Origin of the sequence: Amycolatopsis sp. cmx-11-32 (assembly GCF_047608695.1) — a bacterium.
In the GTDB taxonomy this organism is placed as follows: Bacteria; Actinomycetota; Actinomycetes; order Mycobacteriales; family Pseudonocardiaceae; genus Amycolatopsis.
The window spans coordinates 210,779-232,982 of sequence record NZ_JADNQN010000012.1; the positions used below are offsets into that span (position 1 = coordinate 210,779).

A 22,204-nucleotide genomic window follows, 5' to 3' on the forward strand; every position below is an offset into this window, starting at 1 on the left:
ACGCTACCGCGCCGGTCACCAGCCTTCAGGCGGTTCGAGGAAAGCCTTGCCCGCCTCCCGGCCGAGCGTGAACGCGTGGCGCATCCAGTCGGGGGTGGCGCCCGCGAGACCGCACGCCGGCGTCGGCACGACGCGTTCGGCGAGGATCTCGCGACGGAATCCGAGCCTGTCGACGAGTTTGAACACGGGCGTGACCACGTCACGCAGCGCCACCGGAACACCGGGGTCGGCTGTGGGGACGAGCCCGAGCATCAGCGTCGTGCCGGAGTCCAGCGTCTCGCCGATCTCGTCGAGCTGCGCGGGCGAAGCACCCTTCAGCAGGGTGAAGTCGAAAGCGATCGCTTTCGCCCCCGCCGCGCGCAGCAACGAGATCGGTGGCTTCTCGGCGCAGCAGTGCACCGCGACCGGCTGCCCGGTGATGCGCTCCGCCCCGGAGATCACCGTCGAAAGCAGTTCGCGGGCTTCCGGCGCGGGGACGGCGGAAACCGTGCCGTACCCGGACGCCGTCGGAAGATCGCCGGCGAGGACCGCGGGCAGCGAGGGTTCGTCGAACTGCAGCACCACCGGCGCTCCGATGCGCGACTTCAGCTCCGCGACGTGCTCGGCCAGGCCGTCCAGCAAGGACGCGGTGAAATCACGCAGCGCACCCCGATCGGTGAGGATCCGGTGCCCGCGCTGGAGTTCGATGTTCGCGGCGAGGGTCCAGGGGCCCGCGACCTGTGTCTTGAAAACCGGCGGCGCGGCACCCGCCTTCTCCCTGGCCTCCTGTACGGCGTCGAGGTCCCAGTTCATCAGGTCGACGGCCCGGCGGTGGTCGTGCCCCGGGTGCGCGGCGACCCGATAACCGCTCGGCACCACCTCGACGGCGAGATCGACCAGCAGCGCCGCCGTCCGGCCGATCAGGTCGGCACCGACGCCACGCGCGGGAAGTTCGGGCAGATAGGGGAATTCGGGCAGTTCGCCGAACACGATCGACGCGGCCTCGACCGGATCGGTACCGGGCTGGGAACCGATCGCGGTCGCGGCGCCAGGGGGCCAAGGTCGTTCGTTCACCCCCGGATTCTCCCCTTGGTCCCACTCGGCGGGGCGGCGGGGCACGTGACGACACGGACATTCGCCGCAATTGCCGTCGACAGGCCCGCGGGGGCGCCTCGCGCATTACGCTGACCTGCCATGACGAGCTCTCCACAGCCCGCCGGCTGGTATCCCGACCAGCAGGACCCCCGGGTGTACCGGTGGTGGGACGGGCGGGCCTGGACGGCCAACACGCGGCCGTCCCACGATGCCGAGATGATCGAATTGGACATCGAAGGCGCGCGAGACCCGAACAAGATCCGGGCGCAGGCGGCCAAGGGGACGCAAGGCCGGGCGAACGGACTCACCGGCGGCGGGACCCTGTTCGCCGAACCCGTGCTGGTCGTCAACCAGCGCGCGAAGCTCATCGAGATGGCGGGCGAGTTCGGGGTGTTCGACCAGAACGGCAACCGCCTCGGCGGCGTCGTCCAGGTCGGGCAGAGCACGTTGAAGAAAGCCATCCGGCTGCTCACGAACTACGACCAGTTCCTGACCCACCGCTTCGAAATCCGCGACGCGAACCACAGCACCGTGCTGAAGGTGACGCGGCCGGCGAAGGTGTTCAAATCCCGGTTCCTGGTCACGAAGGCCGACGACACCCCGATCGGGGAGATCGTGCAGGAGAACGTCTTCGGCAAGATCCGGCTGGGTTTCGTGGTCGACGGCCAGAAGGTCGGCGGGATCTTCGCGGAGAACTGGCGAGCGTGGAACTTCGTGATCAAGGACCACGCCGACGTCGAGATCGCGCGGATCACCAAGACCTGGGGCGGTTTCGTGAAGGCCGCGTTCACCGCCGCCGACAACTACGTCGTCGAGATCCACCGTCCGCTGCGGGATCCGCTGGCTTCGATGGTGGTCGCTTCGGCGCTGACCATCGACACCGCGCTGAAGCAGGACGACAACCGCTGACCTGCCGCAATTAGTCCTCTAGTTGCGGTCCTTGCGCGTGCAACTACCGCAACTAGAGGACTAAACGCGTGGGGGGCTAGTGACACGGGTCTCACCCCGGTCAAGTGGACACTCGGCTTCCGGCGGCACAAAGTGGAAGAACCGGTCGGCACGCCGGAGTGCGTCCGGGGACGGAGGACACCATGGAGCCGTTGCCCGAAGACGGCGAACGGGACTGGGCCGAACCAGGCGTGTACACGGTTTCGCCGGGGGTCCACCGGATCCCGCTGCCCCTGCCGCACGACGCGTTGCGCGCGGTCAACGTCTACGTCGTCACCGACGGCACCCGCCTGGTCCTCATCGACTCGGGCTGGGCCCTGGAGTCGGCGCGTGAGCGGCTTTCACGCGGGTTGAAGGCGCTCGGCGCCGATCTCGGCGACATCGACGAATTCCTGATCACCCACGTGCATCGCGATCATTACACCCTCGCGGTGGAACTGCGCCGCGAGTTCGGCGGCAAGGTCGGGCTCGGGAAGCTGGAAGAACCTTCACTGGTGCGCTCCGGTGATCCAGACCGCTTCCCGATGGAGGCGCAGGTCGACCTGCTGGAGCGTTGCGGCGCGGCCCCTGTCGTCGAGGTGCTCGCCAAGGCCTTCGGCGACGTCCGGCACACCGAGGCGCATCTGTGGGAGCAGCCCGACGAATGGCTCGGCCCCGGCAAGCGCACGATCGTGCCTGGCCGCGAGTTCGACATCGTGCACACGCCGGGTCACACCGCCGGGCACGTCGTCTTCGTCGACGACGAGGCGGGGCTGGTGTTCTCCGGCGACCACGTGCTGCCGCACATCACGCCTTCCATCGGGTTTCAGCCGGTGCCCGCCGACCTGCCGCTGAGCGACTACCTCGACTCCCTGCGCCTAATGCGCGAGATGCCGGACCGGCGCATGCTGCCCGCGCACGGCCGGGTGACCGACAGTGTCCACGCCCGTGTGGACGAACTGCTGGAACACCACCGCGACCGGCTCGAGGTCATGGGTGCCGAGATCACCGCGGACGTCACGACCGCGTACGAGGTCGCGCTCCGGCTGGGCTGGACGCGCAGGTTGCGCAAGCTCCCGGAGATGGACCCGTTCAACCAGATGCTCGCCGTCCTCGAGACCGGTTCGCATCTGGATCTGCTGGTGGCACAGGGGAAGCTCACCGCGACCGAGACCGATGGAGTGCGACACTACGCCTCATGATCATCCGTCAAGCGCGCCAGGAAGACGTCGCGGCGATCGTCGGGATGCTCGCCGACGACCAGATCGGCAGCACCCGCGACTCCACTGACGACCTCACGCCGTATCTCAAAGCCTTCGAGGAGATCGACGCCGATCCGGCGCAAGTGCTGATCGTCGCCGACGACGCCGGGGAGGCCGTCGGCACGCTCCAGCTGTCGATCATTCCGGGCCTGGCGAGGAAAGGCGCGCTGCGCGGGCAGATCGAGGCGGTCCGGGTGCGGGCGAGCCATCGCGGGTCCGGGCTCGGCGGCGAGCTGATGACCTGGGCCATCGACGAATCCCGGCGCCGGGGCTGCGCGCTCGTGCAGCTGACGTCGGATGTGAAACGCGAGGACGCGCACCGCTTCTACGAGCGCCTCGGTTTCGAGGCCACTCATACCGGCTTCAAACTCAAGCTCTAACCCGCCACCCGCCGCGTTTAGTCCTCTAGTTGCGGTAGTTGCACGCGCAAGGACCGCAACTAGAGGACTAATTGCGGGAGTTAGCGGGTCCCCGAGATCTTCGCGCTGCCGAGCACGAGATCGCCTTCGGCGGCGTCGGTGCGGTAGAGGACGACGACCTGGCCCGGCGCGACGCCGCGTAGCGGCTCGCGAAGCTGAACGGTCACCTCGTCGCCCGAAACCTCCGCGACGGCCTCGACGATCCCGCCGTGCGCGCGCACCTGGACGACGCATTCGGTGGGCCCGTCCAGCGGGCGCTCGCTCGGCCAGATCGGGCGGTTCGCCTCGATCACGTTCACGCCGAGGTCCCGCGCGGAACCGACCTTCACGGTGCCCGAAACCGGCTCCAGCGAAAGCACGTAGCGCGGCCGCCCGTCCGGCGCCGGTGCCTCGATACCGAGACCCTTGCGCTGGCCGACGGTGAACCCGTGCACGCCGGTGTGCTCACCGAGCACGGCACCGGTCTCGGCGTCGACGAGCTGCCCGGGACGCTGGCCGAGCCGCTTCTCCAGGAAGCTCTTCGTGTCCCCATCCGGGATGAAGCAGATGTCGTGGCTGTCCGGCTTGTTCGCCACCGACAGGCCGCGGCTCTCGGCCTCGGCACGCACGTCGGTCTTCCACGAGTCGCCCAGCGGGAACAGCGAATGCCGCAGCTGCTCCGGAGTGAGCGAAGCCAGCACGTACGACTGGTCCTTGCCGGAGTCGACGCTGCGCCGCAGCTCCGGGACACCGTCCACAAGGGACAGCCGGGCGTAGTGCCCGGTGGCGACGGCGTCGAAACCGAGCGCCATCGCCTTGTCAAGCAACGCCTCGAACTTGATCTTCTCGTTGCAGGTGACGCACGGGTTCGGTGTGCGGCCCGCCGCGTACTCCCCGACGAAGGTCTCGATGACCTCTTCGGTGAAGCGCTCGGCGAAGTCCCAGATGTAGAAGGGGATGCCGAGGATGTCGGCCGCGCGGCGCGCGTCGCCGGAGTCCTCGATCGTGCAGCAACCACGGGAGCCGGTGCGCAGCGTGCCGGGCTTCGCCGACAGCGCCAGGTGCACGCCGACGACCTCGTGTCCGGCGTCCACGGCGCGCGCGGCGGCCACCGCCGAGTCCACTCCCCCGCTCATCGCGGCCAGTACGCGCATTTCCCTCACACCTCTTGCTTCTGCGTCTGCTTGCGCATTCCCGCGAGTCCCGCCTGCCTCGCCCTGTCGACGACACCCGCGATTTCCCTCGAAACCGCTTCAACGTCTTCCGGCGCCGAGGTATGCCCGAACGAGAACCGCAGCGACCCGCGCGCGGCCGCCGGATCGGCACCCATGGCCAGCAGCACGTGGCTCGGCTGCGCGACACCCGCCGTGCACGCCGATCCAGTGGAACATTCGATGCCCTTGGCGTCCAAGAGCATCAACAGGCTGTCACCCGCGCAACCGGGGAAGGTGAAGTGGGCGTGCGTCGGAAGGCGCTCGCCCTCACCGCCGTTGAGCAAAACGTCCGGCACCTCGCGCCGGACGGCCTCGATCAGGTCGTCCCGCAGCTCGGCGACGCGTTTGGCGTACTCCTCGCGGCCGTCGACCGTGGCCTTCACCGCCGTCGCGAACGCGATCACCGCCGGCACGTCGAGGGTGCCCGAACGCACACTGCGCTCCTGGCCACCGCCGTGCAGCACCGGCACGCACGCGGTGTCACGCCCGAGCAGCAGCGCGCCGACGCCGTACGGGCCGCCCAGCTTGTGCGCGGTCAGGGTCAGCGCGGAAACACCGCTCGCGGCGAAGTCGACCGGCACCGCGCCGACGGCCTGGACGGCGTCGGAGTGCAGCGGAATCTCGTGGTCGGCGCAGACGGCGGCGAGTGCGGCGATCGGGTTGATCGTGCCGACCTCGTTGTTCGCCCACATCACGGTGGCCAGCGCGACCGTCTCGGGGCTGTCGCCGATGGCGGCGCGCAACGCCTCCGGGGAGACCCGGCCCGCCTGGTCGACCTCTACCCAGACGATCTCGGCGCCCGCGTGCTGCTCAAGCCACTCGACGGAATCGAGGACGGCGTGGTGCTCGACGGTGCTGCACAGCACCCGGCGGCGCTTCGGCTCCTCGCCGTTGCGGGCCCAGAAGATGCCCTTGACCGCGAGGTTGTCGCTCTCCGTGCCGCCACCGGTGAAGATCACCTCGGACGGCCGGGCGCCCAGCGCCTCCGCGATCACCTCGCGGGCCTCTTCGACCTTGCGGCGGGCCCGGCGACCCGAGGAATGCAGCGCGGAGGCGTTGCCCACGGTGGACAGCGCCTCGGACATCGCCGCTACGGCTTCGGGCAACATCGGGGTGGTCGCCGCGTGGTCGAGATAGGTCATCGCCATACCAGGGTAGACCGCTCCGGGGCGTGATCAAGCCCACCCTGGTCAGCGGGTGGTGGCGCTCATATCCGACGGCCACCGGCCGGTCAGCCGCACCCCGAGCAAGGCGATGCCGGCCAGCAGCACCGAAAGCACCAAGATCGCCACCGAAGGCTCCTTCGCCGAGGCCAGTGAGGCGAGCAGAACTCCACCCAAACCGATGGTCAGGGCCGATCCGACCCAGTCGCCGAGTTGCAGCGCCGAGGTGTTGAAGCCACGTTCGGCCGCCGGCGAGTAGCGGAGCAGCAGAACCGAGATCGCGGGCATCGCGATGCCCATCCCGGCACCGCCGACGGCCGACGCCACGAACGCCATCCAGCCGGGGAACCACGGCAGCGGCACGAAGACGAAGATCGCCAGATCGGCCGCGACCAGCGCGAACCCGATCCGCAGGGATACCTCGCGCGACCAGTCGAGCATGCGGCCCTGCAGCATCGACCCCGCCGACCAGCCCAGCGCGGTCACCGTCAGCGGCAGCCCGGCCAGTGCGGGGCTGTAGCCGTGGACCTCGGACATCGTGAGCGGCAGGTAGGCCTCCATCCCGGCGTAAGCGCCGGCGATCAGCCCACGCGAGGCGATCACTGTCGGCAACCCCGGCCGTGACGTCAGCGTGCCGGCGGGCAGGAGTTTGCGGAGCGCGTACGCGAGGGCGACGAGACCGGCGCCGCCATAGGCGAGGGCGGCCAACGAGGGATGCTGCGCCGCCCACGTGAGCGTGGCGACGCCGAGCGCGGCGATCACCGCGGGTACCACCCCGGCCCGGACGGCGGATTCGCCGGGCACGTGGGCGGGCAGCTTGCGTGTGACCAGGACCAGCAGGGCGAGCCCGATCCCCGTCAGCGGGATCAGCCCAAGGAACACCCAGCGCCAGCCGACGCTCACGGTCACCACGCCCGCGATCGAGGGCCCGATCACCGCGGGAAGCACCCAGGCGGCGGCGTTGGCGGCGTAGATCACCGGCCGCTCACGGTCGCTGAAAGTGAGGGCGATCAGCAGGGACACCGAGACCAGCAGGAGTCCCGAACCGAAGCCCTGCAAGGCCCGGCCGAGCAGGAGCACCGGCATGTCGTGCGCGAGGCCCGCCACCAGGAGCCCGGACGCGAACAACGCGGTACCGGCGAGCAGCGCGGGCGCCGGGCCTTTGCGGTCGCCGAGCCGTCCGGAAAGGACGGTCGCGACCACGCTGGCGACCAGGAACGTGGTGAAGGGCCACGCGTACAGCGCGAGGCCGTCGAGGTCGGCCACCATTGTCGGCATCGCGGTGGCGACGCCCATGCTCTCGAACGCGATGAGCGTGACCATGAGCAGCAACCCGATCGTGGTCGCCCGGTGCTCCGGCGTCCAGAGCACGCCCTTCGGCTTCGCCTTGTCCCCAGCGATCGTCATACGATGAGCGTGCAACCTCCAGTCGAGTGGAGGTCAAGCGCCGGCGGACTCCAGGCGCAGCTCCCGCGCCAGCATCGCGGCCTCGCCGCGCGAGGTGACTTCCAGCTTCCCGAGGATCTTCCGCACGTGAAACTTCACCGTGTGCTCGGTCAGGCGCAGTTCTTCGGCGATCTGCCGGTTGCGCCTCCCGCGCGCGATCCCGGCGAGAACCTCGAGTTCACGGGAGTTCAGCCGGTCCAGCGGGCGCAGTTCCGGCGTTTCCTGGACGCCCAGCGGCAGAACGGCGGTGATCGTGGTGCCCCAGCCGGGTACGGCGTCGACCTCCCAGCGGCCGCCGAGCGGGGTGATCCGCTCGGTGAGGCCGATGGCGGGCACGGCGCGGGCGACGTCCGGGCCGTCGTCGCGCACGGTGATCCGGAGGGCCTGCCCGTCGATCTGCCAGGACGCCCTGGCGCGGGCACTGCCACGTTCCAGCGCAGCGAGCACGAGGCCGCGGGTGACCGTGCGCGCGGTGTGCGCGATGTCCTGCGGGAGTGGCCGATCGTCGCCGGGCCCGGCGAGGTCGACGGTCACGTCGTTGTGGCGCACCAAGGGATCCAGCTGCGCGACGAGGGTGTCGAACGCCGCCGACGCCGGCTCCGCCGAAAGCTCCTGATCACGGTCCGCGATCGAGCGCAGTTCGACCAGCGCTGCCGCGGCGAGGTCGGTCGCGGTCTGCCGGGCGGCGGCGTCGCCGAGCCTTCGGGACCGCAGCACCGAAAGCAAGGACGCCAAAGTGGTCCCGTGGGTCTGCCCCAGATCGGTGATCGCCCGCGCCCGCGCGGTCGCCGCCGCGATGTTGCTCTCCAGGACCGCGGGCTCGGGGTCGCTGGCGCGCTGGGCGGCGTTCACGCTGACGATCTCCCACAGCTTGGCGACGATGTCGAGCGCGCGGTCCGCGGGCGCGTCCTCGGTGGGGACGAGCGCGATCATCGCGCCCTTGCCGATCACCGGAGCCGACGTCAGGACGACGAGTCTCCGGCGCTTTCCGCCGAGCGTCTCCTCGGCCACCACGGCCTCACCCGGGACGCCGAGCGCGGCGAGCCGCCGCAGCTCCGCGCTCGTGACCGAGCCCACGATCATCGGGTCGCCGTCGACCTTGATCGGCAGGCGGGAGCAGTCACCGGTCTCCATCGCGGCGGCCCGGTGCGGCAGGACGGCCGCGGCCGTCGCGGAGAAACGCGGCAGGAGTTCGGGGCGCGGAGCGGCGAGCATGTACTCGACCTGGCTCAGCACGTACAGCGGATCCGACCACTCGTCCATGACTCCACAGTAAGCGCGTTCTCCGTCCGCGACGCTGCTCGCCCGGCTAACGAACACTGCTCGTCCGAGCGGTTCGGGCGGGGTCCGGGCGCCGGTTGACTGATCGCAGCGAAGAAATCCGAAATAGGAGTGAACATGCGAGCGATCATCATCACCCAGTACGGCGAACCGGACGTTCTGCGGTCCGCCGAGGTCCCGCTGCCGGAGCCCGGCCCGGGCCAGGTGCGGGTCGCGGTCAAGGCCGCCGGGGTCAACCCGATCGACTGGAAGATCCGGTCCGGTGCCATGGCGGAGGTCCGCCCGCTCGACTTCCCGCACATCCTCGGCCTGGAACTGGCGGGAGTGGTGGACGCGGTGGGCGAAGGCGCCGGATTCGCCGTCGGGGACGAGGTCTTCGGCTGGTCCGACACCGGGACGTACGCGGAGTACGCGTTGGCGACCAACGTCATCCGCAAGCCCGCCGGGCTTTCGTGGCCCGAAGCCGCCGCGCTGCCCATCGCCGGTGAGACGGCGTTGCGAGTGCTGGGCGAACTCGAGGTCAAACCGGGCGAAACCCTGGTGATCCATGGCGCGAGCGGCCAGGTCGGCCGGATCGCGACGCAGGCAGCCGTCGCACTGGGCGCCACGGTCATCGGACTCGCCGGAGCATCGTCGCTGGACGAGGTGAAGGCGCTGGGCGCGGTTCCGGTCCAGTACGGGGACGGGTGGGTGTCGCGGGTCCGCTCGGTGGCGGTGGGAGGGGTGGACGCGGTGTTCGACGCGGCCGGATTCGGCGTCCTGGGTGATTCCGTCGACCTGCTCGGATCACCCGACCGGCTGGTCACCATCGCCGATCCGGCGGCGTTCGCGCAGGGGTTGCGGTTCTCGGCTTCCGGCTCGGAAAGCGCTGCGGTGCTCGAAGATCTGGTCGCGCGCGGGCTGAAGCTCAAGCTGGGGTCGAGTTACGGGCTGGCGGAGGTCGCGGAGGCGCACCGGGAGAGCGCGACCGGGCACGCGGGCGGGAAGATCACGCTGACGCTGAGCTGAAGGGGACCATGCCCGCATAGGACGCGGTGAAGGGAGCTTTCACCACGTCCTATGCGGGGAAAGTCCCCTTCGGCCGCTCGATCTCACGCGAGGGTCACGGGGAGGGCACTTTCGCGACAGGGGTGACCGGAGTGGGAGCCAGCACAGCGGGAGCGGAGGAAGCGCGACGCCGCCGCGTCTGCGCCGGGATCTGCACCCGCCCGAGCGCCGCCTGCACCGCGGATTCCGCCAGCGCGGCCAGTTCCCGCCGGTCCGAAGCCTTACCGGGCGCGATCTCCGGGCACACGTGCACCTCCAGCACCAGACCGCGCAAAGCGGCGACCCGGCGCAGCGACGCGATGAGCGACTCCGGCCCGATGAACGCCGGTTGCGTGGTCTCGCGGCCGTCTGCGAGCCGGAACCGCAGGGCCAGTGGCCGCACGGGGACACCGCCGTCGATCGCGGCCTGGAAGGTCGCCGAGCGGAACCGGCCCGACGCCAGACCGCACCAGGTGGTCCCCTCCGGCGTCACGCTGACGAGTGAACCGCCGCGCATCGCGTCGGCCAGTTCGGCCATCGTCGCGGGCAGGCTTCGCAGGTTCTCGCGGTCGAGGAAGATGCTGCCGCCGCGGCGCACGAGCAGGCCGAGCACCGGCCAGGCGCCGACCTCCTTCTTCGCCAGCGCCCGCATCGGCTGGATGGCGTTGACCGCGACGATGTCCAGCCACGAGATGTGGTTGTTCACCACCAGCGCGCCACGGCCCGGCACGGCGCGGAAACGCTCGTCGCCGCATACCACGAGGCGCACCCCGAACGAGCGCAGGATGCCGAGGAACAGCAGACGCACCAATCGTTCCCGCGGCATGCCGCGCAGCGCGAGCACCAGCGGCGCGCTCAGGAAAGCACCGAAGATGACGCTGATCGCCGCGGCGAACCGCAGCACGCGCCGGCCGAACGCCACCGTCGGCACCCCTTCGCTGAGGCATCCGTCGCCGCACGGCGACTTCGGCATCCAGGCGTGGGTCATCCCTGCACTCCCAGGAAGAACTTGAGGTACCGCTCGTCGACGTTGTGCAGATCCAGCAGGACGAAGAAGTCCGCGACGCCGAAGTCCTCGTCCAGCGCGGGCGGGCCGTAGATCTTGGCGCCCAGGCGCGTGTATCCCTTGATGAGCGGCGGCAGGAGCGCGCGGGCGGGCCGCTCGATCTTCTCGGTCGGCCACGGGTTCAGCGGCGTGACCCGGAGCGACTCGTCCGCGTAGTGTCTGGCGCGCAGGAGATCCCAGACTCCTGCCGCGTATTCCCCGCCTCCGGTCAGCGGCACGGACGCGCAGCCCGCGAGGTACCGGTGCCCGGCCAGCAGCATGTAGCGCCCGATACCCGCCCAGACGAGGCTCACGACGGCGCCGCTGCGGTGGTCGGGGTGCACGCACGAGCGGCCCGTCTCGACCAGCGAAGGACGCAGCGAATCGAGTGCCGTGAGATCGAATTCGCTGTCGGAGTAGAGCTTTCCGGCCCGCGCCGCCCGATCGGGCGGCAACATCCGATACGTGCCCACGATCTCGCCGGTGTTGTCGTCGCGCACCACGAGGTGGTCGCAGAACTCGTCGAAGTAGTCGACGTCAAGGCCGGGTTCGAGCGAATTGAGCTTCGCGCCCATTTCCTCGGCGAACACCTGGTGACGAAGGCGTTGCGCGGCAACGACTTCCTCGTTTCCGTTGGCTACGAGGAGCGAGTAACGCGGTGTGTCGGCCGGGAGTTCGACACCTGCCTGGTCAGTACTGACGAGGAGCTGTGACGTCGTCATAAGCAAGGTCTACCCCTCGCTGGGTACCAACGACGATGCGCCCGATGGCCGAACAGTGCACGTTCAGTTAAATGCGGGTTCTCAGGCTTCTCTCAGGGTGCAATATCACTCTCGGATCACAGAAAAGGGGCCGTCCGGGAAACTAATCCCGGACGGCCCCTTCAGGATGAAACTCAGCCCTTGCGCTTCTGGACCTCTTCGGTCAGCTGCGGCGCGACGTTGAACAGGTCGCCCACCACACCGAAGTCGGCGATCTCGAAGATCGGCGCCTCGGCGTCCTTGTTGACCGCGATGATGGTCTTCGAGGTCTGCATGCCCGCCCGGTGCTGGATCGCGCCGGAGATGCCCAGCGCGATGTACAGCTGCGGCGAGACCGTCTTACCGGTCTGGCCGACCTGGAACTGCGCCGGGTAGTAGCCCGAGTCGACGGCGGCGCGGGAGGCGCCGACGGCCGCGCCGAGCGAGTCGGCCAGCGACTCGACGACGTCGAACTTGTCGGCCGAGCCGACACCGCGGCCACCGGAGACGACGACCGAGGCCTCGGTCAGCTCCGGCCGGTCGCCGCCGACGATCGGCTCGATGCCGGTGATCTTGGCGGACTTCGCCGGGTCACCCGCGGGGACCTCGACGGTCTCCTCGGCGGCCGCACCTTCGGCCTGGGACGCCTCGACCGCGCCGGGGCGGACCGAGATGACCGGGACACCCTTGGTGGCCTTGGACTTCACGGAGAACGCACCACCGAAGATGGACTGGTCCACGCTGCCGTCGCTGTTCACACCGACGGCGTCATACAGCAGACCGGAGCCGAGGCGCACCGCGACACGAGCGGACACCTCCTTGCCCTCGGCGCTGGCCGCGACGAGCACGGCGGCCGGGGAGGACCGCTCCGCGAGCGCGGCGAGGACGTCCACCTTGGGGGTGACCAGGAAGCCGGTGGCGTTGTCGCCCTCGGCGACGTACACCTTGGCGGCGCCGTGCGCGGCGAGGGCTTCCTTCGCCTTGGCGGCGGTGCCGGTCGGGCCGACGACGACCGCGGACGGCTCACCCAGCTCGCGAGCGGCGGTCAGCAGTTCGAGCGTGACCTTCTTGACTTCACCGTCGACGTGGTCGACGAGGACGAGTACTTCAGCCATTTCCTATTCCTCCTCGAAACCTGTCTCAGCGCTGTCTTGGAACCCGCGACCGCGATCGCGTCGCCAGGGCGCGCCTTGTCCTGTTCGCTCACCTGACGCCGTCTGGCGCCCTGCCGCCGCGATCGCGGGGCCTGCCGACCGGAGTGGGTTCGCGTTCCTACTTCCGCATTTCATCCGCGTATTCACGTCTCCGTCAGATGAGCTTCTGCGCGACCAGGTAGGCGGCCACCTTGCTGCCGCCGTCACCCTCGTCCTCGACGCGCTCACCGGCGGTGCGCGGCGGCTTCGGGGAGGCTTCGAGCACCGACGACCAGGCGTTGCCGAGGCCGACCTCGCCCGCGTCGATGCCGAGGTCCGCGACGGTCAGCGTCTCGACCGGCTTCTTCTTCGCGGCCATGATGCCCTTGAAGGAGGGGTAGCGCGGCTCGTTGATCTTCTCGCCGACGCTCACCAGCGCGGGCAGGTTCGCCTCGAGGTGCGTGACACCGTCCTCGGTGTAGCGGTCGGCCTTGATCGCGGTGCCGTCGACGGTCAGCTCGTTCACGTGGGTCAGCTGCGGCAGGCCGAGCAGTTCGGCGATGATCGCCGGCACGGCGCCACCGCGGCCGTCGGAGGCCTCGTTACCGGTGATGACCAGGTCGTAGCCTTCGACCTTGCCGATCGCGGCGGCCAGCACCTTCGCGGTGGCGATCGCGTCGGAGCCGTGGAGAGCCGCGTCGGAGACGTGGATGGCCTTGTCGGCGCCCATGGACAGCGCCTTGCGGATCGCGTCGGTCGCGCGGTCGGGACCCACCGAGACGACGGTGACCTCACCCTCGCCGGCTTCCTTGATCTTCAGGGCTTCTTCGACGGCCTTCTCGTTGATCTCGTCAAGCACGGCGTCGGCGGATTCGCGGTCAAGAGTGTTGTCGGCACCGGAGAGCTTCCGCTCCGAGTAGGTATCCGGTACCTGCTTGACCAGGACAACGATATTCGTCATGGGTCTACTTCGACCTCCCGTTAGTGGCCGGCGTCGGCCACGGGGCAACAGCTCTACTGGCCGGTAGATTAGGGCCATTTCAGCGCCGCGGCCCGCCGAGGTGACCTCATTCACCTGGATGCACGTTTTATTGGGACCATCGTCCAGGTATTTCACCCGGAAGTGAGTGTTACCGGGCGACTAACCCGAACGGTCGTATTCCGGGGTACTCCCAGTGCGGGCGACGGGCTAATCTGCCCCACCATGCGTTCCATGCCCGGCCCTGTCGCCGTGATCACGGACTCGACCTCCTGCCTCCCCGCCTCGGTCGCCGAACGCTGGGGAATCGGCGTCGTTCAGGTCCGATTGCAGGTCGGAGAGCAGTCCGACGAAGAGAACCGCTACGACCGCGACGAAGTCATCGGCCAGCTGCGCGCCGGGACGCCGGTGAAGACGGCGCCGCCGGAGGTCGCCGCGTTCTTCTGGGCGTTCCAGGACGCCGCGAGCAAGGGCGCCTCGGCGATCGTCAGCGTCCACATCTCGGGACGGATGTCGGAGACGGTGAACGCCGCCCGCGAAGCCGCCCAGCAGGTGAGCGTCCCGGTCCACGTCCTCGACAGCGGGACCACCGGGATGAGCCTCGGTTTCGCGGCGACCTCGGCGGCCAGGGTCGCCGCCGCCGGCGGGCAGGCCACCCGGGTCATCGACGCGGCCGAACGCCGGTTCCGCGCCGGCCGGGAGATCCTCTACGTCGACACGCTGGAGTTCCTGCGGCGCGGCGGCCGGATCGGCGCCGCGCAGGCGTTCCTCGGTTCCGCGTTCTCGATCAAACCTCTGCTGACGCTGAAGAACGGCGAGGTCGCCCCGCTGACCAGGGTGCCGGGTCAGCGGCGGGCGCTCACCAAACTCGTCGACCTCGCGGTGGAATGCGCGGGCGATCAGGACGTCGAGATCGCCATCACCCGGTTCGGCCCCGACGAACGCGACCTCGAGATCGGCGGACGGCTGCGGGCGCGGCTGCCCCGGATGGTCGACAGCACCCTGGTCGACGCGAGCATGATCCTCGGCGCCCACCTCGGCCCTGGCGCCATCGGCATCACGGTGTCACCGGTGTAGCTCGCTTCCCGGGGATCAGTACGAGCACCAGCGGGAGTACCGCGCCCAGCGCCGTCGTCGCGACGATGAGCACCTGGTCCACCGGCTCGAAATGCGAGACGTGGCCGAGGTGGTAGAGGAAGTGCGGCAGTCCGAAGAGGAAGGTCGCGAGCGCCGCGAGCCTGGCCACGGCGGTCGTCCCGATCACGGCGGCACCGAGCAGGATGGCGGAAAGCGCCAGGTTGAGGCCGCCGAAGTCGCGGAGCAGGTGCTCGTTGAAGGGGCCGTCCATCGCCACCCAGCCGGTGCGGAAACCGGGGAAATCCCGGTAGAACCCGTCCGGGCTGAGCAGCGGCCACAGCCCGACCGGCAGTTCGATCAGGCCGAAGACGACGAGCAGTACGCGAGTGAGTGTCCGTTGCATACCTCCTGGACCGCGCGGCGCCGCGAAACGTGACACCGCAATTCGTCCTCTAGTTGCGGTAGTTGCACGCGCAAGGACCGCAACCAGAGGACGACTTGCGGAGGGGAGGGAAGTGACCGGCCGGTAGGGTCGCGGCGTGACCACCCCAGCCACCAGGGCCGAAGCGCTGCACCTCACGGGTGAACGCACCGTGCCGGGCATCGCCGAGGAGAACTACTGGTACCGCCGCCATGAGGCCGCGTATCACAAGCTCCTCCCCTTGTGCGCGGGCAAGACCGTCCTGGAGGCAGGCTGCGGCGAGGGCTACGGCGCCGGGCTCATCGCCACCGTCGCCGAGCGGGTGCTCGCGCTCGACTACGACGTCCCCACCACCGAGCACGTCGCCCACCGCTACCCCGGCATCGGCGTGGCCAGGGCGAACCTGGTGTTCCTGCCGCTGCGGGACGCCTCCGTCGACGTCGTCGCCAACTTCCAGGTGATCGAGCACCTCTGGGACCAGGCCGCGTTCCTCGCCGAATGCCGACGCGTGCTCTCCCCCGGCGGACGGCTGATCGTCACCACGCCCAACCGGCTCACCTTCACCCCGGACAGCGACACCCCGCTCAATCCCTTCCACACCAAGGAACTCGCACCGTCCGAATTGGACGAACTGCTGTGCGACGCCGGGTTCGAGGTCGAGACGCTGCACGGTCTACACCACGGCGCGGGTGTGAAGGAACTCGACGACAAGTACGGCGGCTCGATCATCGACGCCCAGCTCGACGTCGTGATGGGGCAGCTGCCCGGACAGGCGACCTGGCCGGTGGAACTGCTCGCCGACGTCGAAGGCATCCAAACCACGGATTTCGCCATCCACGGTGAAGACCTCGACGCCAGCCTCGACCTCGTCGCCGTGGCAGTGCGCCCATGAGCGAGTACGAAGGCACGTTCTGCCTCGTCGTGCACAGCCACCTGCCGTGGCTGCCGCACCACGGGTCCTGGCCGGTCGGCGAAGAATGGCTTTACCAGGCCTGGGCGCATTCGTACCTGCCGATGGTCGACCTCTTGCGCCGCTTCGCCGACGAGGGCCGCGAAGACGTCCTCACCCTCGGCATGACACCGATCCTCGCCGCGCAACTCGACGACCCGTACTGCATCGACGCCTTCCACGACTGGCTCGGTCATTGGCAGCTACGCGCCTGGCACGCGTCCACGCTCTGGCGCGGCGACCCACTGCTACGCGACCTCGCCGCGAGCGAATACCAGACCGCGCTCAAAGCGTCGGAAGAACTCGAAACCCGCTGGCGTCACGGCTTCTCACCGATCCTTCGATCCTTTGTGGACAACGGGACGATCGAACTGCTCGGCGGGCCGCTGGCGCATCCGTTCCAGCCGCTGCTCGACCCGGCGGTGCGCGACTTCATGCTGCGCGGTGGCCTAGCCGACACCGCGCTGCGGATCGGTCGGCGCCCGGAAGGCATTTGGGCACCTGAATGCGGGTACAACCCCGGCATGGAGGCGGGTTACGCCGCCGCGGGCGTCCAGCGTTTCCTCGTCGACGGCCCGTCTCTGCACGGCGACACCTCCGCCGCGCGGACCGTCGGCGATTCCGACGTCGTCTGCTTCGGCCGGGACCTCGAGGTCACGTACCGCGTCTGGTCACCGAAGGCCGGATACCCCGGCCACGCCACCTATCGCGACTTCCACACCTGGGCGCACGAAGTCGGCCTCAAGCCGTCGCGGGTGACCGGCAAGACCATCGACCCGCCGGACAAGGCGCCGTACGACCCGGCGATGGCGGCGGGCACCCTCGGCGGCCACGTCCAGGACTTCGTCGACACCGTCGTCGCCCGGCTGCGCTCGCTCCAGGCCGAGCACGGCCGCGAGTCGCTCGTCGTCGCCGCGTACGACACGGAACTGTTCGGTCACTGGTGGCACGAGGGTCCCGCCTGGCTCGAAGGCGTCCTGCGCGCACTGCCGGAGGCCGGGGTCCGCGTCACCACCCTCAAGGGCGCGCTCGAGGCGGGCCACCTCGGCGGACGGGTCGACCTCCCGGCGTCGTCGTGGGGCTCTGGCAAGGACTGGCGTGTCTGGGACGGCGAGCAGGTCGCCGACATGGTGCGGGACAACACCGCACTGCAGCACCGGATGCTCGACCTCGTCACCGGAATGGACACGACGACCCGAGACGCCGTCCGCGACCAGGCCGTCGCCGAGGCGATGCTGGCGCTTTCGAGCGACTGGGCGTTCATGGTCACCAAGGATGCCGCCGCCGACTACGCGCGGCGGCGGGCGAAGGTGCACACCGACCGGTTCGACACGCTCGCCGGACTTCTCCGCGACGGCGCGCACGAGCGTGCACGGGAGACCGCGTCCGCGTTCCGGCGTGACGACGGCCCGTTCGGGCACGTCGACGCGCGTGACCTGCTGAGGAAATGAGGAAAGGGGAACCATGGGGATCCACGACATTCCACTGAAGACGCTCGCGGGCGAGGACACCACACTCGGCGCGCTCGAAGGCAAGACCCTGCTGGTGGTGAACGTGGCGTCGAAATGCGGCCTGACGCCGCAGTACACCGGGCTGGAGAAGCTGCAGGAACGCTACTCGGACAAGGGCTTCTCGGTCGTCGGCTTCCCGTGCAACCAGTTCGCTGGCCAGGAGCCGGGCACCGCCGAGGAGATCCAGACCTTCTGCTCGACGACGTACGGGGTTACGTTCCCGCTGTTCGCGAAGCTGGACGTCAACGGGGAAAGCCGTCACCCGCTCTACGCCGAGCTGACCGAGACGGCCGACGCGGAAGGCGCCTCCGGTGACGTGCAGTGGAACTTCGAGAAGTTCCTCGTCGCCCCGTCCGGCGAAGTGGTGGGACGATTTCGCCCGCGTACCGATCCCGAAGACAAAGCGATCATCAAGGCGATCGAGGCCACTGTCGGCGCCTGACGGAGTCCTTCAGCCCCCGGCGTCGATGGCCGTGCGGTTCCGGGCGGCGCCGGTCCCGAGGCCCGCCTCTTTCGCCGGGGGTGATCGCCCCGTCCCGGCGAAGACCGACTGACGAGTAGCCTCCACCCATGCGCGTGCTGATGTTGTCGTGGGAGTACCCACCCGTGGTCGTCGGCGGACTCGCACGGCACGTCCACGCACTGGCCAGGCACCTCGTCGGCCAGGGACACGACGTGGTCGTCCTGTGCCGTCACACGGCGGGCACCGACGCCGAGACCCACCCGAGGACTGATCGGGTGGTCGAGGGCGTGCGGATCATCCGGGTCGCCGAGGACCCCCTGCACGTGACCTTCGAACGCGACCTCGTCGCGTGGACCCTGGCCATGGGGCATGCGATGGTCCGCGCCGCGACCGACCTGCTGCGCACCTGGCAGCCGGACGTCGTGCACGCGCACGACTGGCTGGTCACCCATCCCGCGATCGCGATCGCCGAGGCCGCGCGGGTACCGCTGGTCGGCACGATCCACGCCACCGAGGCCGGACGGCACTCCGGCTGGCTCTCACATCCGCTGAACCAGCAGGTTCACTCGGTCGAATGGTGGCTCGCGAACCGCTCGGACGCGCTGATCACCTGTTCGCAGGCCATGCGCCGCGAGGTGTCGCATCTGTTCGAGGTGGACGGCGACGCGGTCACCGTGATCCACAACGGCATCGAGGAACGCACCTGGCAGGTGCCCGCGGAAGAGGTCGCGCAGGCCCGAGAGGTCCACAGCCCCTCCGGTGCGCCCTTGTTGCTCTACTTCGGCCGGTTGGAGTGGGAGAAGGGCGTGCAGGACCTGCTCGCCGCGCTCCCCCGGATCCGCCGCGCCAAACCGGGGACCCGGCTGGTCGTCGCCGGCAAGGGCAGGCACCTGGAGGAACTGGTCGACCAGGCGCGGAAGCTGCGCGTGCGCCGCGCGGTGGACTTCGTCGGGCACCTGTCCGACCGCGAACTGCGCGCGGTGCTGGCCGCGGCCGACGCCGTCGTGCTGCCCAGCCGGTACGAACCGTTCGGGATCGTCGCACTGGAAGCGGCCGCCGCGAAGGCGCCACTCGTGGCTTCGACCGCCGGCGGACTCGGCGAGGTCGTCGTCGACGGTGAGACCGGCCTGGCGTTCAGCCCCGGCGACGTCGGCGCCCTCGGGGACGCCGTCGAAGCGGTACTGGACGACGAAGTCGCCGCGGCGCGACGGGCGCTGACCGCGCAATCGCGCCTGGCCGCGGACTTCGACTGGGGACGGATCGCGGAGGCGACCGTCGCGGTCTACCGGCGGGCTCGCATCGGGGAGCCGATGGAACTGGGGCGCCCGAAGATCGCGACGGGCAACGCCTTCGAACCGTGAGTCTTTCGTAACCCTCTTCCTTGCGCCAGGGTTCCGGCGAAGTCGGGATGGTGGTCAAGCGGGTCGTGTGTGGCGGTTCGGGTTCTGACAGACCTGCATTCGCCTGCCCACTCGACCGAGTTGATCAAGGTCCGAGGCCCCGCGCCGTCGGGCTGACCACACGTGGGCAAGCAAAGATCGGTCCGCCCTAACCCGACTTACCCACCCCCGACCGAAGCGTGGCTCAGACGTCAAGCGCGGCCGCCCCCTGTGTCGCGAAAGCCACTTTCGCGACGTCAGATGTCCCGAAAGTGGCTTTCGCGACACCGGCCAGCGGCCAGTAGGTACCCAAAGCCAACCCTTGGCTCCAGCCCGAATCGCCACTCACGGCCACCCCCTTCCGGAAACTTGACGAGACCGGGCCCGGATCGTCAAGAGCGGCACTGAACGGCAGCTCTGCGACTTCGCCTGGACCCTGGCGCCAGGCGCAAGGAAGGGGGCCTTCTGTACTTGGCGGGGCGGACGAGCGGTCGCGGGTCGCGAGGGGCGCGACCCCCGTGGCTGCTCTAGGTGACGAAGATCAGAAGTGGCAGGGCCGGGCACAGTCCGGCTGCACCGAGACCGCCACCGAAGCGGATACGGCCGGTGCGGCGAGGGCGACCGCGAAGACGGCGAAAGCTGTGGCCAAAACCCTCCTCAACTGCTCCTTCATGGTGGCTCCTCGGGAATTCGGGCGGAAAGTGCACCCGGGACCGAGCATCCGCGTGAATCGCCGCGGAAACAATGGGGGTTTCACTAGGTACCCCTACGTAATCGCGATCCGTGACCGTTTCGTCCCTCTGCCTCAAGTCCGTGAAGGGCTCCTTGAGGGACTCTGGGTCCCTCAAGGAGCCCTTCACGGACTTCACGACCGGCAGAACCAAAACCCGTGAAAGCCGCGAAGGCCCCGCCCACTGCGGTGTGAGGGTGAGCGGGGCCTCCGCGACAGCGCGCGCACGCCCGACAGCGCTACCGGAAGGGGGCGCGCGCGAGAATCAGGTCCGGCGGCGGGGAGCCTCCGCCGCCGGACCCGATGGGCCACACCGTCCCAAACCGGTGTGGAACCCGGCCGCCCCGCGTCAGGTAGGGGCGGCCGGAGCCGGTGTCAGTAAGTGGTCAGGTACCGCGCGTACGCGCCGGTGGTGAGGAAGCTCGGCAGCTTCTCGCCCAGCGCGGTCTCGGTGAAGATCTCGTAGGCGTCGCCGAGGCGGTTGCCCTCACCCAGTTCGGAACGCGCCGAGGTCAGCTCTTCGTCCAAATAGGACACCGTGAGTTCGCGGGTGAGCGCGGTGCCGTCTTCGAGTTTCGTGCCGTTGCGGATCCACTGCCAGATCTGGCAGCGGGCGATCTCGGCGGTGGCGGCGTCCTCCATCAGGTTGTGGATGGCCGCCGCGCCGGTGCCGCGCAGCCAGGCGTCGATGTAGCGCAGCGCGACGTTGATGTTGGCGCGGACACCGGCTTCGGTGACCTCACCGCCGGCGCTGGCGACGTCGAGCAGGTCCTCGGCGGTGACGACGACGTCCTCACGGACCCTGCCGAGCTGGTTGGGCCAGCCGCCGAGCACTCCGTCGAACACCTCGCGGCAGACCGGGACGAGGCCGGGGTGCGCGACCCACGAGCCGTCGAAACCGTCGTTCGCCTCGCGTTCCTTGTCCTGGCGGACCTTTTCCAGCGCGGTCGCGTTGATCTCCGGGTCCTTGCTCGGGATGAACGCGGCCATGCCGCCGATGGCGTGCGCCCCGCGCTTGTGGCAGGTGCGCACCAGCAGCTCGGTGTAGGACCGCATGAACGGGACGGTCATCGTCACCTGCGCGCGGTCCGGCAGCACGAAGTCCGCGCCGTGCGAGGAGAAGTTCTTGATGACGCTGAAGATGTAGTCCCAGCGGCCGGCGTTCAGGCCGGCGATGTGCTCGCGCAGTTCGTAGAGGATCTCCTCCATCTCGAACGCGGCGGTGATCGTCTCGATCAGCACGGTGGCCCGGATGGTGCCGCGCGGGATACCCAGTTCTCGTTGCGCCAGCAGGAAGACGTCGTTCCATAGCCGCGCTTCGAGGTGGTTTTCGAGCTTCGGCAGGTAGAAGTAGGGGCCGCTGCCGCGGGCCAGCAGCTGGCGCGCGTTGTGGAAGAAGTACAGGCCGAAGTCGACAAGGCTCGCCGAAACCGGGCGGCCGTCGATGCGGATGTGCTTCTCCACCAGGTGCCAGCCGCGGGGGCGGGCGACGATCGTCGCGGGCTCGTCGCCGATCGTGTAGCGCTTGCCCGCCTCGGTGGTGAAGTCGATGTTGCGGCGGATCGCGTCGAACAGGTTGAGCTGTCCGTCGATCACGTTGTGCCAGGTCGGCGAAGTCGCGTCCTCGAAGTCGGCGAGCCAGACCTTGGCGCCGGAGTTGAGCGCGTTGACCGTCATCTTGCGGTCGGTCGGGCCGGTGATCTCGACGCGGCGGTCTTCGAGACCGGGCGCGGCCGGGGCGACCGACCAGCTGCCGTCGTCGCGGATCGAGCGCGTCTCGGGCAGGAAGTCCAGCGGCTCCTCGCCGGACTGCAGCTTCTCGCGGCGCAGACGGCGGGCGTCGAGCAGTTCACGGCGGCGGCCGGCGAACGCGTTGTCCAATTTGGCCACGAAGTCCAGTGCGGCCGGGGTGAGGATCTCGTCGAACCGGTCACCGGCGGGTCCGCAGACGTCGGTCCGGTAGTTCAGCTTCTCAACCATGGTGTG

The 22,204-nt window shown here is 69.4% G+C and carries 22 protein-coding genes; 9 read left to right on the forward strand and 13 right to left on the reverse strand.

The features are described from left to right. Positions 1-15: 15 nt before the first annotated feature. The gene (locus ACM6LR_RS30550; RefSeq protein ID WP_414941421.1) at positions 16-1,053 is read right to left on the reverse strand and encodes a methionine synthase; all 1,038 of its coding nucleotides are present in this window, start codon (positions 1,051-1,053) and stop codon (positions 16-18) included. Between the two features lie 120 nt (positions 1,054-1,173). Here ACM6LR_RS30550 and ACM6LR_RS30555 point away from each other — a divergent pair, with 120 nt between their 5' ends. From ACM6LR_RS30555 to ACM6LR_RS30565, 3 genes are all read left to right on the forward strand, one after another. After that, positions 1,174-1,983 (forward strand): phospholipid scramblase-related protein, encoded by an 810-nt coding sequence (locus ACM6LR_RS30555; RefSeq protein ID WP_414945041.1) that lies wholly within the window; start codon positions 1,174-1,176, stop codon positions 1,981-1,983. 182 nt (positions 1,984-2,165) lie between these two features. Next, positions 2,166-3,203 (forward strand): MBL fold metallo-hydrolase, encoded by a 1,038-nt coding sequence (locus ACM6LR_RS30560; protein ID WP_414945042.1) that lies wholly within the window; start codon positions 2,166-2,168, stop codon positions 3,201-3,203. Continuing rightward, the gene (locus tag ACM6LR_RS30565) at positions 3,200-3,643 is read left to right on the forward strand and encodes a GNAT family N-acetyltransferase (RefSeq protein ID WP_414941423.1); all 444 of its coding nucleotides are present in this window, start codon (positions 3,200-3,202) and stop codon (positions 3,641-3,643) included. The genes ACM6LR_RS30560 and ACM6LR_RS30565 overlap by 4 nt, the downstream gene beginning before the upstream one ends. A gap of 80 nt (positions 3,644-3,723) precedes the next feature. Here the strand turns inward: ACM6LR_RS30565 and mnmA are convergent, their stop codons facing one another. From mnmA to ACM6LR_RS30585, 4 genes are read right to left on the reverse strand one after another with little or no spacing between them, the layout of a single operon-like run. Next, positions 3,724-4,815, reverse strand: a complete 1,092-nt coding sequence (gene mnmA / locus ACM6LR_RS30570) for a tRNA 2-thiouridine(34) synthase MnmA (protein WP_414941424.1) — start codon at positions 4,813-4,815, stop codon at positions 3,724-3,726. 5 nt (positions 4,816-4,820) lie between these two features. Further along, positions 4,821-6,017, reverse strand: coding sequence for a cysteine desulfurase family protein (locus tag ACM6LR_RS30575; protein WP_414941425.1), 1,197 nt, complete (start codon positions 6,015-6,017; stop codon positions 4,821-4,823). A 48-nt stretch (positions 6,018-6,065) separates the two neighbouring features. After that, positions 6,066-7,460 (reverse strand): MFS transporter, encoded by a 1,395-nt coding sequence (locus ACM6LR_RS30580; RefSeq protein WP_414941426.1) that lies wholly within the window; start codon positions 7,458-7,460, stop codon positions 6,066-6,068. Positions 7,461-7,478: 18 nt separating this feature from the next. Continuing rightward, positions 7,479-8,747, reverse strand: coding sequence for a LuxR C-terminal-related transcriptional regulator (locus ACM6LR_RS30585; RefSeq protein WP_414941427.1), 1,269 nt, complete (start codon positions 8,745-8,747; stop codon positions 7,479-7,481). 135 nt (positions 8,748-8,882) lie between these two features. Between ACM6LR_RS30585 and ACM6LR_RS30590 the strand changes: the two genes are divergently transcribed. Continuing rightward, entirely contained in the window at positions 8,883-9,773 is an 891-nt protein-coding gene (locus ACM6LR_RS30590) for an NADP-dependent oxidoreductase (protein ID WP_414941428.1), read from the forward strand. A gap of 94 nt (positions 9,774-9,867) precedes the next feature. Here the strand turns inward: ACM6LR_RS30590 and ACM6LR_RS30595 are convergent, their stop codons facing one another. From ACM6LR_RS30595 to ACM6LR_RS30610, 4 genes are all read right to left on the reverse strand, one after another. Further along, complete coding sequence (locus tag ACM6LR_RS30595; protein WP_414941429.1) at positions 9,868-10,779, reverse strand: lysophospholipid acyltransferase family protein; 912 nt, start codon at positions 10,777-10,779, stop codon at positions 9,868-9,870. Next, positions 10,776-11,558 carry a GNAT family N-acetyltransferase gene (locus ACM6LR_RS30600; protein WP_414941430.1) on the reverse strand — a complete coding sequence of 261 codons (783 nt, stop codon included), beginning with the start codon at positions 11,556-11,558 and terminating at the stop codon, positions 10,776-10,778. The genes ACM6LR_RS30595 and ACM6LR_RS30600 overlap by 4 nt, the downstream gene beginning before the upstream one ends. A gap of 173 nt (positions 11,559-11,731) precedes the next feature. After that, a complete protein-coding gene (locus ACM6LR_RS30605) occupies positions 11,732-12,691 on the reverse strand; it encodes an electron transfer flavoprotein subunit alpha/FixB family protein (RefSeq protein ID WP_414941431.1) in 960 nt (319 codons plus the stop codon). 193 nt (positions 12,692-12,884) lie between these two features. Beyond that, positions 12,885-13,670, reverse strand: a complete 786-nt coding sequence (locus ACM6LR_RS30610; protein ID WP_414941432.1) for an electron transfer flavoprotein subunit beta/FixA family protein — start codon at positions 13,668-13,670, stop codon at positions 12,885-12,887. Positions 13,671-13,913: 243 nt separating this feature from the next. On the opposite strand from ACM6LR_RS30610, the gene ACM6LR_RS30615 reads away from it, so the two are divergent. Then, on the forward strand, positions 13,914-14,765 hold the full coding sequence (locus ACM6LR_RS30615; RefSeq protein WP_414945043.1) for a DegV family protein: 852 nt from the start codon (positions 13,914-13,916) through the stop codon (positions 14,763-14,765). On the opposite strand, the gene ACM6LR_RS30620 is transcribed toward ACM6LR_RS30615, so the two are convergent. Next, positions 14,746-15,168 carry a hypothetical protein gene (locus ACM6LR_RS30620; RefSeq protein WP_414941434.1) on the reverse strand — a complete coding sequence of 141 codons (423 nt, stop codon included), beginning with the start codon at positions 15,166-15,168 and terminating at the stop codon, positions 14,746-14,748. The two genes, ACM6LR_RS30615 and ACM6LR_RS30620, sit on opposite strands and share 20 nt — an antisense overlap. 136 nt (positions 15,169-15,304) lie before the next feature. On the opposite strand from ACM6LR_RS30620, the gene ACM6LR_RS30625 reads away from it, so the two are divergent. From ACM6LR_RS30625 to ACM6LR_RS30640, 4 genes are all read left to right on the forward strand, one after another. Continuing rightward, positions 15,305-16,078, forward strand: coding sequence for a class I SAM-dependent methyltransferase (locus ACM6LR_RS30625; RefSeq protein WP_414945044.1), 774 nt, complete (start codon positions 15,305-15,307; stop codon positions 16,076-16,078). Further along, on the forward strand, positions 16,075-17,586 hold the full coding sequence (locus ACM6LR_RS30630; protein ID WP_414945045.1) for a 1,4-alpha-glucan branching protein domain-containing protein: 1,512 nt from the start codon (positions 16,075-16,077) through the stop codon (positions 17,584-17,586). The genes ACM6LR_RS30625 and ACM6LR_RS30630 overlap by 4 nt, the downstream gene beginning before the upstream one ends. Positions 17,587-17,599: 13 nt before the next feature. After that, positions 17,600-18,088 (forward strand): glutathione peroxidase, encoded by a 489-nt coding sequence (locus ACM6LR_RS30635; protein WP_414945046.1) that lies wholly within the window; start codon positions 17,600-17,602, stop codon positions 18,086-18,088. Between the two features lie 128 nt (positions 18,089-18,216). Next, on the forward strand, positions 18,217-19,470 hold the full coding sequence (locus ACM6LR_RS30640; RefSeq protein ID WP_414941438.1) for a glycosyltransferase family 4 protein: 1,254 nt from the start codon (positions 18,217-18,219) through the stop codon (positions 19,468-19,470). Between the two features lie 223 nt (positions 19,471-19,693). On the opposite strand, the gene ACM6LR_RS30645 is transcribed toward ACM6LR_RS30640, so the two are convergent. From ACM6LR_RS30645 to aceB, 3 genes are all read right to left on the reverse strand, one after another. Next, positions 19,694-19,837 (reverse strand): hypothetical protein, encoded by a 144-nt coding sequence (locus ACM6LR_RS30645; RefSeq protein WP_414941439.1) that lies wholly within the window; start codon positions 19,835-19,837, stop codon positions 19,694-19,696. Between the two features lie 192 nt (positions 19,838-20,029). Further along, the gene (locus tag ACM6LR_RS30650) at positions 20,030-20,161 is read right to left on the reverse strand and encodes a hypothetical protein (protein ID WP_414941440.1); all 132 of its coding nucleotides are present in this window, start codon (positions 20,159-20,161) and stop codon (positions 20,030-20,032) included. A 432-nt stretch (positions 20,162-20,593) separates the two neighbouring features. Continuing rightward, positions 20,594-22,198 (reverse strand): malate synthase A, encoded by a 1,605-nt coding sequence (gene aceB / locus ACM6LR_RS30655; protein ID WP_414945047.1) that lies wholly within the window; start codon positions 22,196-22,198, stop codon positions 20,594-20,596. Positions 22,199-22,204 lie beyond the last annotated feature (6 nt).